Consider the following 17008-nt stretch of genomic DNA (forward strand, 5'->3'; position numbering starts at 1 on the left):
AAGTAAGCCTAAGTGCTTACGTTAACAGATTATTTCACTAATAAATAATCCCGTGTAGTTAATCTTGCGATGAGGGGATGAAAACGAAGGTTGAGCTTAAAGCTTTGATGTCGTGAGGTTACCTTTTTTAGGCTGGAATATTCAGTATTGATTCTTTGGTGTGGGTACTTACTACCAATGTTAAACGAGCAGGAGCAGTTCATCTAATGAGTGGAGTTCGATACTTGGTAACACAGTGGCCTTTTCCTGTCGCATGATCATACCACGGTCGTGTGCGTACCACGCAGTTTGCATTCCTGCGTTGATAGCCCCCTGCACATCTTTTATTAAATTGTCACCAATATGAAGAATATGCTCCGGTGAACAGGTTAATTTTTCCATGGCCGCTTCAAATAAAGCCGGCGCTGGCTTCATGGGTAAGTCCACGCTGGCGTGAAAAAAATGTGTAAAATAGTCTGCGATTCCAACTTTGTCTGGATCCACATTGCCATTGGTAATCGCAATTAGTGGTATTTTTTGCGCTAATTCAGCCAGCAGTGCATGAATGTTCTGTTCAATTTCAAAATCGCTGCGCTTATCATAAAAATAGTCAAAGCAAGCTTTTGCTGCAGTCTCCAGATCATGCTCGGCAAGTTCGTCAGACAACGCGGTGAGTAAACTTTGCATGCGCAGTTGTCCCATATCTGACGCCAGCGCCGGGTTTGCTTTAATGAGATCGGCTTTTATTTTTTTCCAGTCGGCCGGAGCGAGATTTGCGGCAGCCGGATGATGTTTTTTCAGGTGCACATTTAGTGCTGCTTCTGCCGCCCGAATAATAGGGCCGTTATCATACAAGGTGTCATCTAAATCGAAGGTCATTGCTTTGATAGGCTTAAGCGGGCGATAAATTTTCATTATTTTTTCTGCGAACGTCGTTTGGCTCGAGGGTGGGCACTATCGTAAACCTTGGCCAGATGTTGGAAGTCTAAATGGGTGTAAACCTGCGTGGTAGACAGATTTGCGTGTCCCAACAATTCCTGTACTGCTCTGAGATCTCCGCTTGATTCCAATACGTGAGTGGCAAAAGAATGGCGCAATTTATGTGGATTAACCCGCTGGTTAATTCCCTGTGAGTTGGCCAATTCGTTAAGTCGGTTGCCTACCTGGCGATTAGAGATGCGCGTACCACGTTTGCTGACAAAAAGGGCACTTTCATACATGGAGGCGTAATTTCCGCGAACTTTCAGCCAGGCATGAATGGCTTTCGCGGCTGCTCGACCCAAAGGTAATACACGCTGCTTATTACCTTTACCGGTTACCCAGACAGTACCATCGGATTTGATATCAGCCAGATTGAGCGAGGTCAGTTCGTTTAGCCGTAAACCGCACCCGTACATAACCTCAAACATTGCCATATCACGACAGGCGATATCGGCGTCCTGGTCATTGGCAAGCAATTGCTGCATTTCATCACCGTTAAGTTGTTTGGGCAGGGGGCGGCCGGTTTTTGGCGCCCGAATACCTTCAACCGGGTTCGTATCCAGATAGCCCTGCTCAATCAGATACTGACAGAAAGAGCGAAGTGCCGAAAGGCGCAACGCAATGCTTCTTGGTTGCTGATTGGCCCGCTTAGATGCCGCGAGCACCCGCTTTATATCCACCTGCGTCAGTGAGCGCCAATCGGTAATGGCCAGTATGTCAGCAATAACAATTAACTGGCGACGGTAGTTGCTGATTGTGTGCTTGGAGAGGCCACGAACGACCTGCATGTGAATGAGGAACTTTTCCAGCCAGACCCGGCAGTCATCCGTTAATGCTTCAATGGATGGAGTGGCCATCAATAACCGAGCAGATCCGGAACCACTATATTCAATACTTGCTGTAATTGCTTAAGCAACAAGGTATCCATGTCCGGCGTAAAGTGGGTGGCGTCCGCACTACCTACGCCCACTAAACCCATATCGTTTTTTTCACCCAGTGAAATCAGCGCCACTGAATCTGCGGCCTGGTCACCGAACAATAGCTGTTTTTCGTGCTGGCTTAAACGGCCGAAGAAAAATGAGCTCTGCTTAAAGCGCTTTTCGGTAATAAGTTTTCGTTGTAATTCAGGCAGCGCAAGCGGGCCTTTGAACATTCTTATCACCACGGCAGACAGAGAAAGCTGTTCCTGCAATACTTCTTCAAGCTTAAGCTGAATTTCTGCTACAGATTTGCAGGTGAGTAACTGCACGTTCAAATCAGTATAAACGCGGTAAATTTTCTCGTTTTGTTTGGCCACGCCAATTAACTGATTCAGCTTGTAATTCAATTGACGCAGTTTTTTACGATACTGTTCGCTTTGCAGCTCAACCAACGACACGCTGCCTTTTTGCTGATGCGGAATGTGCATACGTTCTAAAAGGTCGGGATGATGATTAAAGAATTCAGGGTGCTTCAGCAAATAACTGCGCACATCTTCTGCTTTAACCGTATCAGCTTCTTCATACCGGGGCTCTAACGGTACAGTTGCCTTTGGCTGTCCTGAAAAATCATTCATACAGTAAAATGTCCATCATAGATATGCTCAGCGGGACCCGTCATTTTTAGCATACTGTCTCCGCCCTGCCAGCGAATTCTTAGTGTTCCACCTGGCAAGTCAACTTGCACATCTTTATCCAATTTCCCCTGAATCTGGCCAATCGCAACGGCTGCACACGCGCCGCTCCCACATGCCAGAGTTTCGCCACTTCCGCGCTCAAACACACGCAGACGAATATGTCTGGAAGATAATACCTGCATAAAGCCAACATTAACAGCCTCGGGAAAGCGCTCACTGCTTTCCAGTAGCGGACCGATAGTGGCGACATCAGCAGTGTCAATATCTTCGACTTCCATCACACAATGGGGATTGCCCATGGACACTGCGCCACAAAAGAATGTTTGCTCGTTTTCACGAATAACGTAGGTTTTTTCCTGCTTGTTCGCCTTCAGCGGTATGTTGGCCGGTTCGAAGTCTGGTTTACCCATATTCACCGTGACCTGGCCATCTTTTTCAAGATACAGCACCATTTTGCCATTGGTGGTACTGACCACGATACGATTACGATTGATCAGGCCTTTGTGTTTGACAAACCGGGCAAAGCAGCGCGCACCATTACCGCACTGAGCCACCTCACTGCCATCTGCATTAAAAATGCGATAATGAAAATCCTGCTCCGGATCGTAGGGCGGCTCGACCATCAGCAACTGGTCGAAGCCAATTCCAAAATGACGGTCGGCCAGTTGTACAATACGATCTTTTGAAAAGAAAACGTTCTGAGTGACATTATCCACAACAACAAAATCGTTGCCGAGTCCGTGCATTTTAGAAAAATTCACCTGCATATAGAACGGTTCTTATTCTTATAAAAATTAATATCAGTTGCCTCTAGTTTACGTAAGTTTGTACTCACCTTTCCAGAGTTCTTTTTGTTTTTCTCGTTCACGCACCAGATGAACGTTTGCGCCATCCACCATCACTTCAGCAGGACGACAACGACTATTATAATTTGAGGCCATCACAAAGCCATAGGCACCGGCGCTTCGCACCGCCAGATAGTCGCCTTCCGCAACGGCCAGCTCGCGGTCCTTGCCAAGGAAATCTCCGGTTTCGCATACCGGACCGACCACGTCGTACAACCGCTTAACTGCGGTGATTTGCTGGTCTACACGAATAATTTCCTGCCACGCAGCATATAGAGAAGGGCGGATCAGGTCGTTCATGGCTGCATCAACAATGGCGAAATGCTTTTCATCGCCTTCTTTAACAAACTCCACCTGAGTAACCAAAATACCGGCATTTGCTGCAATGGCTCTGCCCGGTTCCAGAATAAGTTTCAGTTCCTCGCGCCCCGCCATTCTCTCAGCCATAGCCGCAGCATATTCTTTGGGATGGGGAGGGGTTTCGTGCATATATCTGACACCTAAACCGCCACCTACATCTAGATGACATATTTTGATGCCCAACTCCGCAAGCTCATCGACAAGTAACAGTAATCTGTCCAGGGCATCAACAAAAGGCTTAACCTGAGTCAACTGTGAACCGATGTGACAGTCCATGCCGACCACCTCAAGATGAGGTAATGAGTGGGCAAGCTTATACGCGGCAACAGCGCGTTCACGCGGAATGCCAAACTTATTTGCCTTCAGGCCTGTTGAAATATAGGGATGGGTACCGGCATCTACATCAGGGTTTATGCGCAGAGAGATAGGCGCGGTTTTTCCCATGCTTTCTGCTACTTTATTGATTCGCTGTAGCTCGGGCTCAGATTCCACATTAAAGCACATAATACCCTGCTCTAATGCGTAACGAATTTCATCCGGTTTTTTGGCAACGCCAGAAAACACCACTTTAGCGGGATCGCCGCCAGCTTCTATAACGCGGGCTAATTCGCCGCCAGAGACAATATCAAATCCGGAGCCTAATTTAGCTAACACGCTCAGTACACCTAAATTAGAATTGGCCTTTACCGCGTAGCAAATTAAATGTGGGTGCTGACCAACCGCATCGTCGAATGCATGCCAGTGGCGTTCCAGGGTCGCTCGTGAGTAAATATACAGCGGCGTCCCATACTCTTTCGCAATACTGGCAACCGACACCTCTTCGGCAAACAATTGATCGTGTTTAAATTGAAAATGGTCCATCTATTGAACCTCTTGCTGGCTGGGTTCAACTTGCTGTGGCTGCTGGTTGTTATCTTCCTGCTCTGGAAGATAAAGGGCACCACGATAACCACAGGCGCTAATGAACAAAAGACTGATAAGAACACTGACAAAGGAAAGCTTTTTAAACACGGTAATGTCGTAATTGAAAATGCGATAGTCGTATCATCTCATCGCATCGTTAAAATGCAAGCGAAGATAGCTTCTCCCGGGTTCGGTATCCGTATTTTACTTCCTCCCAGAGCGACTTACACAGGGGCAGAGTTTCTTTCCAATCTCCTTTCACCAGCCAGTCGAGCAAAATATGGGGATTATCGGGAAAACGGATGGCTTCGTTTGCTGGCGCGAGTAACCACTCTTCAACCGTATCGGTGTTTAACTGGAACAGCGTCTGACAAAGACCCAGCTTATGCAGGGTCAATACGTTCGACAATTGTTCAAACTGTCCCTGTAGCGGTTTTACCAGCAGCTTTTTACCTAATTGCAGGGCCTCACTGGATAACTCAAAACCGCCATTGGCGATGACGCCATCGGCATACTGCAGGGCATACTGAAAGCCATTTTTGGAAGGAGGATACCAGCGCACATGGCCACAATTCATTTCAGCGGAAATAGCCGGGTGATAGCATTTGAAGCGGCATTCTGCCAATGGCTCCAGCATTTGCTGAATTTCATTAATATCTTCAAATGGCAGATAAACCAGAATATGGGAGCGGCAATCATAGTGAACTGGCTTCTCCAGCACAAACGGCGGAATAATAGGCTGATTAAAATGATACCAATGCACGCCAATTTGAATATCAGCGGGGGCAAAATAGTTGAGTACCAGTTTATCGACCAGACCTGCACCAGATTGAGGTACCGGGTAGGTAAACGCAGCCTGGTGGCTAATCGAAATCGACGGTAAGCTCTGTTGTCTGGCCGCCCATGCAGTCACGGGTTCGAAGTCATTGATAAGCAGGTCGTATGCGGACACATCCAGTGCACGAACATCGTCTAAAAATCGTAAAAGTCGGCTTTGATGCAGGGTTTGTAAACGGCTTACCCGACCTTTTTTGCAGCTAAAAGTTAGCCCTGTGAAAGTACGGTAGTGAGCAAACACGTCCATATCGAAATAGCCATTAGCAGGGCGTCCGCTGAACACAAAGTCCACGTCAATATCTTTTCGTTTCTGCATCGCTACAGCAAGTATGCGCGCACGCGCGATGTGTCCGTTGCCAGTGCCCTGAACACCGTAAAGAATCTTCATTGTTATCCCAGTGCCGTTAAACTGACTGACGCAATGAATAGTCCTAACAGGGCGCCTGCAACAACGTCAGTAGGGAAGTGAACACCCAGTAAAATGCGCGATAAACCAATGAGTGCGGCCCATGAGTAGGCGAGCAGGGCAAATGGCGGATAGTAGTAGCTCACTATACTTGCCATTAACCATGCGGCAGCGGTATGACCGGAAGGTAAACTAAACTTATCTGAAGGCACAATGTGAGAGTGAAAATGAGTCAATAGATCACACGGCCGCTGACGTTTAATCAGCTTTTTCAACACGACATAAACAGGCAGTTCAAGCGCGTATGCCATTAACGCGGTATACAAAAACAACTCTCCGTGTTGAGGTTCAAACGCCCACAACAGCATTGCCAGAACAAAATACAGATAGCCGTCGCCGGTTTTTGACAGCCAGATTATGCTGCGGCAATTACCCTGAGAGGTGATGCTGAATAGCCGATGAAATAGATCAGTATCGTATTCGGTCAAAGATTTCAGCTTCATTGGCTTCGCCTCATTCGCTTTACTGCTGGTAAGGCTAGACATGGTTTATGAACAGTGGGTGACAGTCGTGCGAAACCTTTGTGACAATAATAAATAACCAAAATGTTTGATTTGACTTAAATGATGCTATGCTAGGACAAGCAGTTATTGAGCGCCCGAAAGGAAAAACCGATGGATTACAATACTTCCGAATTATGCGATTTGTTTGCTGACAGTGTTGATGTCGTAGACCCAATCTTTGTCAGTTACGGTGGACGGTATTCGTTCGGCGGGGAGATCACCACAGTTAAATGTTATGAAGACCGTGGGTTAGTCGACCGTGTACTTGCGCAAAACGGCGCCGGTAAGGTGTTGCTGATTGACGGCGGCGGTTCAACCCGACGCGCGCTGATCGATGCTACTTCAGCACAGGTTGCCATCGACAATGAATGGGAAGGAATCGTTTGTTACGGCAGTGTGCGAGAAGTCGATAGCCTGGCCGATTTGGACATCGGCGTGCTCGCAGTCGCCTCAATACCGGTTAACGCAGAAGGCGAAAGCATCGGCGATGTGGACGTGCCGGTGAATTTCGGTGGCGTGACTTTCTTGCCTGAAGACCATCTCTACGCGGACTCCACTGGTGTCATCCTGTCGCCAGAGCCGCTTGATATAGATTAAAATTGACACACACTGCCCGGTAACCCCAATATCAGTTCCGGGCAACAAAAAATAGTTACTTTAGAGTAATCCAATGTAGCTATATTTGACTATAGCTACTATTAAGTCGTCTTAATTCCGTGCTCTCCTAAAATGTCAGCTCAGCGCTGAGACAGTTACACTAAAGTGGACTTCGTCAGAATTTACTCAACCATGATAAGTTAATGCGAAAATGAATGGTGAAAGCAATACGAATCAACATGCAGCCCTGCATTCAGAGGTAAAAAATCGATTTGGTGTGGTGCCTAACTTTTTCAAACTGGCTTCAGAGTCACCTGATATCACCGAAAATCTCTGGGGTTTCGCAAAATTTGCCTATTTAAATAACCCGTTCCCTTCGTTATTTAAAGAGCGGATGTTTGTCTATACCTCACGCTTTTGCGAAGTGCGATATTGTATCGCCAGGCATGTTGGCTTTCTGGCCGGCCTTGGCCACCCTTCCGGAGACGCCGAGAGTAAAACATCGCCTGTGGAATTAATCATTCCGCTGTTAGCAAATCCATTACCCAGAGATGAAGCGCTGGGACCTTACCTGGAACTGGTCAAATCGTTACAATTATCAAAAAGTTCTGCACCAGAACAAGGTTCGCAGGAAGAATACGCCATATTTGTGTGTGTAGCGCATCTTTTACTTTTTACCGATCGCACTCATGATTGCCTGGACGCCTTGAAAGAGGCTTATTCTTCGGAAGATTTAGAGTACCTGTTAGTATTTTTAACCTTTATTCGCACCGCGCACTATTGGACAAAGATTCATCCTGATCTGGAGATGGAGGATGATTTACGCCAACTATTCGACGTACAGGAAAAGCTGGCAGAAAAAATTTTCAACGATCCGGAAGCTGGCTCGTGTGAGCTATCAACGCAGTTACAAACTGAACTTTATACTCTTCGCCGCGAAACGCAGTTGATGGCGCAGGTCAAAGCCACAAACACTGCGCTGGAGGAAGCCAGTATAAGGAAAGATGAATTTTTAGCTACGCTTGCTCATGAGCTGCGTAATCCACTCGCCCCTATTACCAGTGGCCTGGAAGCAATGAAGATTGCTATAAAAAATAAGGACTTGAAGGCGCTGGAAGCATTACGCACCACAATGGAAAGGCAAAGTCAGCAGTTAACACATCTGGTCAACGATTTGATGGATGTCTCACGAATTAGCCGGGGTAAAATGTCGCTGAAGCTTGGCCCGGTTGAACTGACTGATATTATCGCAAGTGCAATAGATTCCGTGGCTACGAAACTGGAACAAGCCGGGCATAAATTTGTCAACGATTCTGCTAAGTACAAGTCCATCGTGGTGAAGGGAGACCCGGTTCGCTTGATTCAGATTTTCTCCAATCTGCTAGACAATGCCATCAAATACACCCCGTACGGGGGAGAAATTTCGTTGTCCGTTACAATGGATGCTACAAACGTCGTAGTTTCAGTGAAGGATAACGGGATCGGTATTCCAGCCCATCATCATGAAAAAATATTCGAGCTTTTTTCACAGTCTGCAGACGAGTTGGAAGCGGGGGAGCAAGGTCTGGGTGTGGGCTTGTCTCTGGTCAAAAAACTGGTGCAGATGCACGATGGCAATATTGAAGTCGTTTCAGATAGTCCCGGGGACGGCAGCCAATTTGTTGTTCGTTTACCGACAGTAGAATTTGAGGAGCAAGCTCTTACTTCCAAATCGGAAGTTGAGGTTAATAATGGAAATTCCTGTCGGGTACTCCTGGTTGATGACAATAAGTCAGCTGCTGATATTCTGGGGATGCTCGTGCTGATGCTAGGGTATTCAGTGGATACTGTGTATAACGGCAGGGCTGCTTTGGAAATGGCACCTGAAATTTGCCCAGACATTATTTTCATGGATATCGGCATGCCCGAACTGAATGGTTATGAAACGGCGCAACTGATGAATCAGGAGGCATGGCGACGCAATACTGTGTTGGTCGCGTTAACTGGTTGGGGGCGTGAAGAGGATATTCAGCGCACGAAAGAAGCGGGGTTTGACCATCACCTGGTTAAGCCGATAGACGCTGAGCAATTGAAGAATATTCTCCATTACATCAGTAATAAAGACCATGCCGGACTTGAGCGGTATTTGTCCTAGTTGTCAGTTGGGGCGAGCACTTTCTTTTCATTAAGTAAGCTTGCAACATTTTCGGGAAAGTCGAGCAGGGGCAACTCAACCCTGCTGACAATTCTCAATTGTGTTCGGTTCTCTCACAGAGTGAGCAGACTAAAACAGGCAGTAAATATTTCTTCGCGATGCTTAATCTGCATGAAACCTAATTACCCCAGATATCGTTAACGAATTCAGGGTAATCCACAAACGGGTTGCGGTTATTCTGAAATTGGAAGGCCGCTTCATTGCGATCAATTTCTTTCTGGCTTACCGGATCCTGCAGGTGCCACGCAATCAACATATCAACCAGCCAGGTCTCGAAGACCTGATTGCTGGTGCCGTTTAATGCCGCATTTGCATAGGTGCTATTGCCGTCCCACGCAGCTATTACGTTTTCATAGCGGGTTGCCATATAGAAATAGGCTCTGGCGATATCACCTTTGAATTCATCGATAGGTTCAAACACCGTACCGCTATAGCCTAATCCGTTTTGCGCTGCGCCTAATGTTGAGCCGTTTGCGGACGTATAACTGGCGCTGCCAACATCTCCGTACGGGTAACTGCTGCGTTTTGAATTAACATAGCCATCGGTGGCAAAAATGTGGTGGACGTCAGTATTCATCGGTGCGATGGCGCCGCCAAACCAGCTGCGTGGGAATGCGTGTTCGCGGTTATAACAATCACTTTCGCCACGGTAAGTCCCACATTGGTCTGTGCCGGCAGCAAATACATAGCTGTCTCCTGCTGCCGGATTTTCAGAGTAAATATCTAAAATGGTGCCGTCATTTTCATAGTAGGTATCGCGTTCGTGCGACAGATAAAATGTCCATAAATCGCCATAACTTTGGGTAGAGTGATTTTTGATAATGTTATGAAGTTCTGTCTTAAGCGAGTAGCCGGTGAGTCCAGATGCGCTTTGATAATAGGCCGATAAATCGGGGTTGCCGCCACCGCCGGAACCGCTACCCAGCGTAAAGTTGGTGTTTTCCTGCAAGCCGAATGAACCGCCACTGGCAATGGTAGTGTTTTCTACGGCTAACTTATAGCTGCCGTTTCCGTGACTACAGCAGATACCATCACCATAGGAATCCAATACGGTTAACGTATAATCACCATCAGCCAGGCAAACCGCTTCATCATAGCTGGCGTTGCTGGCATAACTGTCACCTGAAAAGATCACCTGACTAGTTGCGTCGGTGATTTGCCAGGAAGTTTCTGCGCCATAGTTGTCTGTGGTCAGTGAAAATTGTCCGCTGTTTTCATTGCAGCCTGAACCCAAGCCACCGCCAGACGATGGCGTGAAGTTGTCTATGTAAACCACCTCAGAACCATCAAAACCTGACTGATCGTAAAAACGCAAACCGATTTCTATCGTGCCCGTCGCTGCTGCGGTGTATAGATAAGAAAGTTGTTGCCACTGACCTGTTAAAGCGGGGTTGGAATAGTTGTGATAGCCGTCCGCATACATGCGTGCCGCGACACTGCCTTCAGTATGATATACCCATACACTGAAGTTATAACTCTGACCACTTTCAACACTGATACTTTGCCTGAAATCGGTGGAGCTCTGGGTGCCGGTACTCACAGTCACTGCCGCAGCAGCGTTACCGGTATAAGTGGGACTAGCGGATTCAGCTAGGCTTATACCACTGTCGATAGTTGTCCAGTTATCCGGCGATGAGCCGGACCAGTTTTCAAAATCTCCATTAACTACCTGGGCTTGGGCGATGGCAGTGCTTAACAGCAGAATTGACGCCAGCAAACCGGTTTTGCTTATTCTCATAGTTTTTTCCTGTTTCTTAGGTGCTTATTCTAGATAGCAGGATCTAAGGTACAGGATCTGTTTGTGAATTAAATTACCGATTTATTACATATTTTTTATATAGAACAAAATTATACCATTGATGATTTAATATGTTCTAAATGTGCTTTGCGCTGACAGAAAGGGAAGAGGAAAACGAATGGGATACGTTTTCCATAGTTGAGGTAAATAGAGCCAACTTTTTCAGTTGGATTTGGACAGCTCACTGTGCAATTTCAACACACGATCACCATCATCCTGTTCAATCAAATAAGCCGGATCATCATCTGATCCTTTGCGGGTGGTTTCACTACCTTGCAGCGTTCGCGTAACCTCTTCCCGTAAGACTCCCAAATATTAACCTGTTATAATGAACGTTCGCTAAACACGGGACTGTATTGTTTCAATATTCCGAATACGAAATTAAGTGACATAAACTCTCATAGAGTGAATGAGTCTACGTAGTAAGATTTTGTCGAAGCAAACTGATCTCTATAAATCGCGAAAAAATAAACGAAAATCTGAATTTGTAGATCCGGATAAATGAGCATCTAAGTCAGAAATAGTTGAATTGCATCTATAGTGATGGTTAGATCCAAATAAAGATACTAATTTTTTATCTGTTTTTTTAATGACGACATTTCTTATTTCGTTATGCATCCTTACAATTTCGATTGACTCAATTTCGCTCTTTTTAAACTTGAAATTTTTGGAAGTGAATGTGTCGATATCTTGAATAATTGTTACTTCGTCATTTTTTAAAAAAAGTATATCTGCGTAATAAATAATTGAGTATGCAAGAAGAAGAATAGTAAAAATAATACCGCCATAATGCTTTAGGTACACCGAACTATTAATATCAGGTATGAACCATAGTAAAAATGCTAACACTAATAATTCGATAGAAAAAGCGATTGTGGCAGTTGTGTAAATTTCGATTTTTCTTTTTTTAAAAATAAACTTTTTATTATGACTTTCTTGATTATATTTCAATCAGTTCACCAATAAATTTATAATACTTATAAAGTATCAATTGAATTTGGTTTTTAGCGCAACGCCAAATCCAGTTCCCACTTTGGGTGTATCTTCACCTATTAATTTATTTGTAAAAGTAAAGCTAAAAGTGTCTTGAATTTTATTCCCAAAAATCAATTTGTCACTATTATTTTTTGTTCCATTTAAATTTATCGACAAATCGATGGTTTTTACGTTAATAATCTCACCTTTGTCTACCCTTCCATTACTGTCCTTATCGTCCCATAAACGTAATTTGGCGTACACTGGGTCAAGAATGTCTATGACTTTATCGCCATTATAATCAAAACTTTTTAATCCATCAAAATCTGTTGCTTTTTTATAAACTGAGAACAATGATAGTACAAACTCGTGTTCGCTTGTAATTGAGCCAGAAAAGTCTGCATCAATAAAAAGAACAGGGTTTCCTGGAGTAGACCAACTGAAGTATTCTGGAGCACCGTTACCTGAAATGTCGAACTTAAAGCTACTGTCTTTAAGTTTGGTGAATTGAATGCCGTCTCCATCCAGGTCAAGGAAAATAGGAAGAGTTTCGCAGCCTAATTGTATTTGCTTATAGGGTGGTAAATCTTCGCAAAAAGATGGTGGAGCCGGCTGAGTTGAATTGAAAAAGTCAATTGCCCAACGGTCCATTAGCCTTTCAAGCAACCCGCTTTCAATCTCAGCTTGCATTCTAAGCTCAGTCCAATCAACATTATCAAGATAATCCTCTGTTACTGATGCGACCCCTATACCTGCAGCAGTAACTAGGCCTACAGTGACAACACTCGGCAACGCTAACACTGTACCGCTAACGAATGCGACAAGCTCACCCGCCGCAAGAGAAGCAATAAACCCCGCCAATTCACTTCCAGCTAATCCTCGCTCATCGTTTAAATAGTGATTAGTAATTTGACTACCTGATTGAAGAGCGTCAATTAAGAGTAGTCTTTGATCTAGTACTTTATTAAGCTTAGTTACAGCCTCCTGAGTCAGATTGAAATTATCTGAGTTTTTAAGAAAGTTAACAATTAATCTTACCTTGGCTAGAAGGTTGACGACATCGCTTTTCTGTTCTGCTGTCCAAGGAGTTTTATCTAAATTTGACTCTTCAGCAATTTCTAAATCCTTCCAAGTAGTTTCCTCGCCAGGGGGATTACCACGAAAGTTATATGCGTTTGCGCGATATGAGCTGTAATAAAAGGCATTGAAACTATATGAAGATCTGAAGCCTCCACCGTCGTTTGAGTATGTAGTTGAGCAATGGTAGTAGCCATTGTTATGGTTGCAATTTGTAATTTGCTGCATTGCATTGGACGTACTCGGTATGAAGCAAAGTGATGCTAATGCATTGATAAATATTATCTTTTTCATTTTTAAAGTCCTTTTTTTGTAGAGCTTTCCTTATTTGCGTTAAACCTATCATCGAAATAGCATAATTACAAGTTATGGATTTTTATTTTTTTATGGGGATAAGGAATGAGGCCTTTTTAAAGCGCTTTCCGATAATGTATAGGTATGTTGCGACTTGCTAATATAAGCCGTGCATTTCTTTCATGTGTGAATTTTATTAGTTGAATTTTAGCCTAAAAGTTTTGGAGTGAATTCTTTAAGTAGCTTTACACACAATTTCTTAAAGAGTTCTGAGTTGAAGTTTCCCTAGTTATTTATATAAGAGTTTGATTGAAATATGAATTCTAAAAATAAAAAAATTGATTTTTTATTTTGACTTAAAAAACTTTATTACCCTTTTTTAAACAGCTCGCTATGCAATTTCAACACACGATCACCATCATCCTGTTCAATCAAATAGGCTGGATCATCGTCAGAGCCTTTGCGGGTGGTTTCACTTCCTTGCAGCGTTCGCGTAACTTTTTCCCGGAAAACTTCTCTGACGTACCCGGTGCCTTTGCCATTACCCCATTCCCATTCTACTTTTGTATTGGTCTGATACGATTTGCTCATACACTGTCTCTGCCGATTGAATTAGGATAGATACCCCGCGAGGCTAAAGATAGTGCAGTTAAATTTTCGTAATCAACGTGATAGGGAAGGAGTCTCAGTGGACTCCTATAATGGGCTTATTGCTGGTAAATTTCATTCAGGTAGTCGGCGATTCTGACGCCCGCCTGTTGCAGACGTTTTTTCACCGTGGGCATATGTTGATAGAGATAGTCATAATTCATATTATTAGCGTCTTCAGGATAAACGCCTTTTCTCAGCGCGACACTTTCGGCTATCCAGGTTTGTGGATTGGTATCATGCCACTGTTTGCGCTCATCGGCAGAGATTTTTGCTGATAGCCATTGTGTCCATTCGCTGTAGGACAATTCACGTTGCTGAATTAATTGTGAATCCCAGACGCGATGTAAATTGGAATCTTCCCAGAAAAAACGCACTTTGACATCATTACCACCGCGATCGGTGCCATCCCCTGCGTGAAGGGGCTGATGAAGATCGCCAATAATATGCACGATAAAGCGCAAGGCTCTTTGTTTTTCGGCTCGGCTGCTATCGGGGCTTTGCAATATTGTTTTGAAGTTGTTAAGTGCCGTATAGGCATCCCCCTGTTTTGGCGCGCCAGCTTGAGGGTAATTTTTGTCGCCAGGTACAGTGACATAGTGCCAGGGCGAAGCGGTTTTCTGCCAGAATTCATCTGGATTAGAGCGCATTTCATCCGCCCAGGTAGAGGCTTCAGCTAACGATTCATTGGGTAATAGCGCGGTGATCGCTGCTTTGGCTTCAGCGGACAGATAGTGCTCTGCGATGGCACCTGTCACCCGGTGTCCGGTTTGCCCCCATGCGGCTGCCAGGGTCGAAGTAAACAAGCAAACAGAAGTGAATGAGGCGATTAAAACGCCCTGTACTAATTTCGTCATTCGTATTCCTTTCATCGTTGATAGCCCCAGCGAGGCATGAGTGTTTGGTCAAGTCCGATATGGTCTAATATTCTGGCCACCACAAAATCCACCAGATCGCGGATTGACTGAGGCTGATGATAAAATCCCGGTGCCGCAGGCATGATGGTGGCGCCCAATTGCGAGAGTTTAAGCATATTTTCTAAATGGATCGAGGAAAGTGGCATTTCCCGTGGAACCAGTATTAACTGGCCGCGTTCTTTTATTACCACGTCGGCAGCGCGTTCTATTAAGTTGTCACTGGCCCCCGTCGCTATTGAAGACAGCGTGCCTGTTGAACAGGGACACACAATCATAGTTTTGGGGGCGGCGGAGCCCGACGCCACGGGTGAAAACCATTCTTCCTTACCGTAGACGTGGAGTTGGTCCTCATTGCAGCCAAAGGTTTCAACGAAAAACGCTTTGATCTGGTCAGGTCGTCCAGGCAGTTGCATGTCCTCTTCAGTAGCGAATACTACTTTGGCTGCAGAAGAGATAAGCAAGTGCACCGTACAGTTGGCGGCGAGTAACGACTCAAGCAGACGTAATGCGTAGGGTGCTCCTGATGCGCCTGTGATGGCTAAGGTGATGGCTTGATTAGTCATCATTGTGTGCTGCCTTTTCAGTTAATGCGTCAAGTAGGCGCTGATGGATGTTATCGAATCCGCCATTACTCATTATCAGAATCTTGTCACCACTTGCGGCGTGTTGCTTTAAATAATTAACTATCTGGCTGACATCATCAAAACACGTGGCTGGGCTTGCGCTGGTAGCCGCGAGTTTTGACAGCGACCAGCTGAGACCTTTTGGCTCAAGTAATAAAGTGTGATCGGCCTGTTGCCATGAGGCCACCAACTCTTGCTGGTGGTGGCCCATTTTCATGGTGTTAGAGCGCGGTTCGAGTACAGCGAAAATACGTTGTTTGCCCACCTTTTCCCGTAACCCTTGCAAGGTTAAGGTGATGGCGGTTGGATGATGGGCAAAATCGTCATACACGGTAATATCATTGACGCTGCCACGCACCTCTAATCTGCGCTTCACGTTTTTAAACTGTGCCAGACCGCTTATCGCATCATTAATGGTAACGCCAGCGTGATGCGCTGCGGCAATGGCCATCAAGCCATTTTCGACATTGTGCAAGCCGAGTAAATCCCAGTTCACTTCACCGACAACCTGGTTGTTATGCAGCACCTTAAATGCGCTGCCATCCGATTTAATCAGCTCAAATTGCCAATTGCGGCCGGAAAACTGCTGCTCACTCCAGCAACCCTTCGCCAGAGTGTCATTAATCGCCTGATTGGAGTACGGTGACAAGATTAAACCCGTGCCCGGTACAGTGCGCACCAGATGATGAAATTGGGTTTGAATTGCCGCTAAATCAGCGAAGATGTCTGCATGGTCGAATTCTAAGTTGTTGATGACCAAAGTGCGGGGGTGGTAGTGCACAAATTTGGAGCGTTTATCAAAAAACGCGCTGTCGTACTCATCAGCTTCAATTACAAAAAATGGGCTTTCACCTAAACGCGCGGACATGCCAAAATTTTGCGGAACACCGCCAATCAGAAATCCAGGCTGCAGCCCGGCGTATTCCAGTAGCCAGGCCACCATGCTGCTGGTGGTCGTTTTGCCATGTGTACCCGAAATGCCGATGACCCAGCGGTCCTGCAGGACATTTTCCAGTAACCATTGTGGACCACTAATATAAGGTATATTGCGGTTTAACACGTATTCGACGGCTGCGTTACCCCGTGACATGGCATTACCGATTATCACAACGTCGGGTACAGGATCAAATTGGGCCTCGTCAAAACCTTCGGTCAGGATAATGCCTATACTTTCCAACTGCGTGCTCATCGGCGGGTAAACGTTCTGATCAGAACCGGTCACAGTGTGCCCCTGAGACTTTGCAATGGCGGCAATGCCCCCCATGAAACTTCCACAAATGCCTAAAATATGTACATGCATAGGATAATCAGTCAACTATTTGGTTAATATACTCTATCAGATGCGAATCAATGTGTTGATATGCAACTCAGATTTCCTTTCGAACTTTTTCGAGGG

Annotated in this window: 18 protein-coding genes; 2 read left to right on the plus strand and 16 right to left on the minus strand. The window is 45.3% G+C overall.

The window, feature by feature from the left end; all coding sequences use genetic code 11:
- Positions 1–180: 180 nt before the first annotated feature.
- Genes HCJ96_RS07795 through HCJ96_RS07830 form a run of 8 tightly spaced genes read right to left on the minus strand, consistent with a single transcriptional unit; the run spans position 181 to position 6429 of the window.
- Positions 181–894, minus strand: coding sequence for an HAD-IA family hydrolase (locus HCJ96_RS07795; RefSeq protein ID WP_169210487.1), 714 nt, complete (start codon positions 892–894; stop codon positions 181–183).
- Positions 894–1817 carry a tyrosine recombinase XerC gene (gene xerC, locus HCJ96_RS07800; protein WP_169210488.1) on the minus strand — a complete coding sequence of 308 codons (924 nt, stop codon included), beginning with the start codon at positions 1815–1817 and terminating at the stop codon, positions 894–896. Before xerC ends, HCJ96_RS07795 begins: the two co-directional genes overlap by 1 nt.
- Positions 1817–2515 (minus strand): DUF484 family protein, encoded by a 699-nt coding sequence (locus HCJ96_RS07805; RefSeq protein WP_169210489.1) that lies wholly within the window; start codon positions 2513–2515, stop codon positions 1817–1819. The genes xerC and HCJ96_RS07805 overlap by 1 nt, the downstream gene beginning before the upstream one ends.
- Positions 2512–3342 (minus strand): diaminopimelate epimerase, encoded by an 831-nt coding sequence (gene dapF, locus HCJ96_RS07810; protein ID WP_169210490.1) that lies wholly within the window; start codon positions 3340–3342, stop codon positions 2512–2514. The genes HCJ96_RS07805 and dapF overlap by 4 nt, the downstream gene beginning before the upstream one ends.
- 48 nt (positions 3343–3390) lie before the next feature.
- Positions 3391–4641, minus strand: a complete 1251-nt coding sequence (gene lysA / locus HCJ96_RS07815) for a diaminopimelate decarboxylase (RefSeq protein ID WP_169210491.1) — start codon at positions 4639–4641, stop codon at positions 3391–3393.
- On the minus strand, positions 4642–4791 hold the full coding sequence (lptM, locus tag HCJ96_RS07820; RefSeq protein WP_169210492.1) for an LPS translocon maturation chaperone LptM: 150 nt from the start codon (positions 4789–4791) through the stop codon (positions 4642–4644).
- A gap of 49 nt (positions 4792–4840) precedes the next feature.
- Positions 4841–5908, minus strand: coding sequence for an MJ1255/VC2487 family glycosyltransferase (locus HCJ96_RS07825; RefSeq protein ID WP_169210493.1), 1068 nt, complete (start codon positions 5906–5908; stop codon positions 4841–4843).
- 2 nt (positions 5909–5910) lie between these two features.
- Positions 5911–6429, minus strand: coding sequence for a phosphatase PAP2 family protein (locus HCJ96_RS07830; RefSeq protein ID WP_211162741.1), 519 nt, complete (start codon positions 6427–6429; stop codon positions 5911–5913).
- A 171-nt stretch (positions 6430–6600) separates the two neighbouring features.
- Between HCJ96_RS07830 and rraA the strand changes: the two genes are divergently transcribed.
- Both rraA and HCJ96_RS07840 read left to right on the plus strand, forming a co-directional pair.
- On the plus strand, positions 6601–7086 hold the full coding sequence (gene rraA, locus HCJ96_RS07835) for a ribonuclease E activity regulator RraA (protein ID WP_169210494.1): 486 nt from the start codon (positions 6601–6603) through the stop codon (positions 7084–7086).
- 211 nt (positions 7087–7297) lie between these two features.
- Positions 7298–9220, plus strand: a complete 1923-nt coding sequence (locus tag HCJ96_RS07840; protein WP_169210495.1) for a hybrid sensor histidine kinase/response regulator — start codon at positions 7298–7300, stop codon at positions 9218–9220.
- A 178-nt stretch (positions 9221–9398) separates the two neighbouring features.
- Here the strand turns inward: HCJ96_RS07840 and HCJ96_RS07845 are convergent, their stop codons facing one another.
- The 8 genes from HCJ96_RS07845 to mpl form a co-directional block, all read right to left on the minus strand.
- Complete coding sequence (locus tag HCJ96_RS07845; RefSeq protein WP_169210496.1) at positions 9399–11018, minus strand: endonuclease; 1620 nt, start codon at positions 11016–11018, stop codon at positions 9399–9401.
- 222 nt (positions 11019–11240) lie between these two features.
- Positions 11241–11390: a hypervirulence associated TUDOR domain-containing protein gene (locus HCJ96_RS07850; RefSeq protein WP_169210497.1), complete on the minus strand. Its 150-nt coding sequence runs from the start codon at positions 11388–11390 to the stop codon at positions 11241–11243.
- Positions 11391–11528: 138 nt separating this feature from the next.
- Positions 11529–12029 (minus strand): hypothetical protein, encoded by a 501-nt coding sequence (locus HCJ96_RS07855; RefSeq protein WP_169210498.1) that lies wholly within the window; start codon positions 12027–12029, stop codon positions 11529–11531.
- Positions 12030–12065: 36 nt separating this feature from the next.
- Positions 12066–13424: a hypothetical protein gene (locus HCJ96_RS07860; RefSeq protein ID WP_169210499.1), complete on the minus strand. Its 1359-nt coding sequence runs from the start codon at positions 13422–13424 to the stop codon at positions 12066–12068.
- A gap of 369 nt (positions 13425–13793) precedes the next feature.
- Positions 13794–14015 (minus strand): hypervirulence associated TUDOR domain-containing protein, encoded by a 222-nt coding sequence (locus HCJ96_RS07865; protein WP_169210500.1) that lies wholly within the window; start codon positions 14013–14015, stop codon positions 13794–13796.
- 116 nt (positions 14016–14131) lie between these two features.
- Positions 14132–14929: a S1/P1 nuclease gene (locus HCJ96_RS07870; RefSeq protein ID WP_169210501.1), complete on the minus strand. Its 798-nt coding sequence runs from the start codon at positions 14927–14929 to the stop codon at positions 14132–14134.
- Positions 14930–14940: 11 nt separating this feature from the next.
- Positions 14941–15555, minus strand: coding sequence for a flavin prenyltransferase UbiX (locus tag HCJ96_RS07875; protein ID WP_169210502.1), 615 nt, complete (start codon positions 15553–15555; stop codon positions 14941–14943).
- On the minus strand, positions 15545–16912 hold the full coding sequence (mpl, locus tag HCJ96_RS07880; RefSeq protein WP_169210503.1) for a UDP-N-acetylmuramate:L-alanyl-gamma-D-glutamyl-meso-diaminopimelate ligase: 1368 nt from the start codon (positions 16910–16912) through the stop codon (positions 15545–15547). Before mpl ends, HCJ96_RS07875 begins: the two co-directional genes overlap by 11 nt.
- Positions 16913–17008: the final 96 nt, after the last annotated feature.

Source organism: Alteromonas ponticola (genome assembly GCF_012911815.1).
GTDB lineage: Bacteria > Pseudomonadota > Gammaproteobacteria > Enterobacterales > Alteromonadaceae > Alteromonas > Alteromonas ponticola.

Excerpts from the sequence above, each read along its gene's own strand:
- HCJ96_RS07795 (WP_169210487.1), bottom strand. The coding sequence starts at position 894 with ATGAAAATTTATCGCCCGCTTAAGCCTATCAAAGCAATGACCTTCGAT.
- xerC (WP_169210488.1), bottom strand. The coding sequence starts at position 1,817 with ATGGCCACTCCATCCATTGAAGCATTAACGGATGACTGCCGGGTCTGG.
- HCJ96_RS07805 (WP_169210489.1), bottom strand. The coding sequence starts at position 2,515 with ATGAATGATTTTTCAGGACAGCCAAAGGCAACTGTACCGTTAGAGCCC.
- dapF (WP_169210490.1), bottom strand. The coding sequence starts at position 3,342 with ATGCAGGTGAATTTTTCTAAAATGCACGGACTCGGCAACGATTTTGTT.
- lysA (WP_169210491.1), bottom strand. The coding sequence starts at position 4,641 with ATGGACCATTTTCAATTTAAACACGATCAATTGTTTGCCGAAGAGGTG.
- HCJ96_RS07825 (WP_169210493.1), bottom strand. The coding sequence starts at position 5,908 with ATGAAGATTCTTTACGGTGTTCAGGGCACTGGCAACGGACACATCGCG.
- HCJ96_RS07830 (WP_211162741.1), bottom strand. The coding sequence starts at position 6,429 with ATGAAGCTGAAATCTTTGACCGAATACGATACTGATCTATTTCATCGG.
- rraA (WP_169210494.1), top strand. The coding sequence starts at position 6,601 with ATGGATTACAATACTTCCGAATTATGCGATTTGTTTGCTGACAGTGTT.
- HCJ96_RS07840 (WP_169210495.1), top strand. The coding sequence starts at position 7,298 with ATGAATGGTGAAAGCAATACGAATCAACATGCAGCCCTGCATTCAGAG.
- HCJ96_RS07845 (WP_169210496.1), bottom strand. The coding sequence starts at position 11,018 with ATGAGAATAAGCAAAACCGGTTTGCTGGCGTCAATTCTGCTGTTAAGC.
- HCJ96_RS07860 (WP_169210499.1), bottom strand. The coding sequence starts at position 13,424 with ATGAAAAAGATAATATTTATCAATGCATTAGCATCACTTTGCTTCATA.
- HCJ96_RS07865 (WP_169210500.1), bottom strand. The coding sequence starts at position 14,015 with ATGAGCAAATCGTATCAGACCAATACAAAAGTAGAATGGGAATGGGGT.
- HCJ96_RS07870 (WP_169210501.1), bottom strand. The coding sequence starts at position 14,929 with ATGACGAAATTAGTACAGGGCGTTTTAATCGCCTCATTCACTTCTGTT.
- HCJ96_RS07875 (WP_169210502.1), bottom strand. The coding sequence starts at position 15,555 with ATGATGACTAATCAAGCCATCACCTTAGCCATCACAGGCGCATCAGGA.
- mpl (WP_169210503.1), bottom strand. The coding sequence starts at position 16,912 with ATGCATGTACATATTTTAGGCATTTGTGGAAGTTTCATGGGGGGCATT.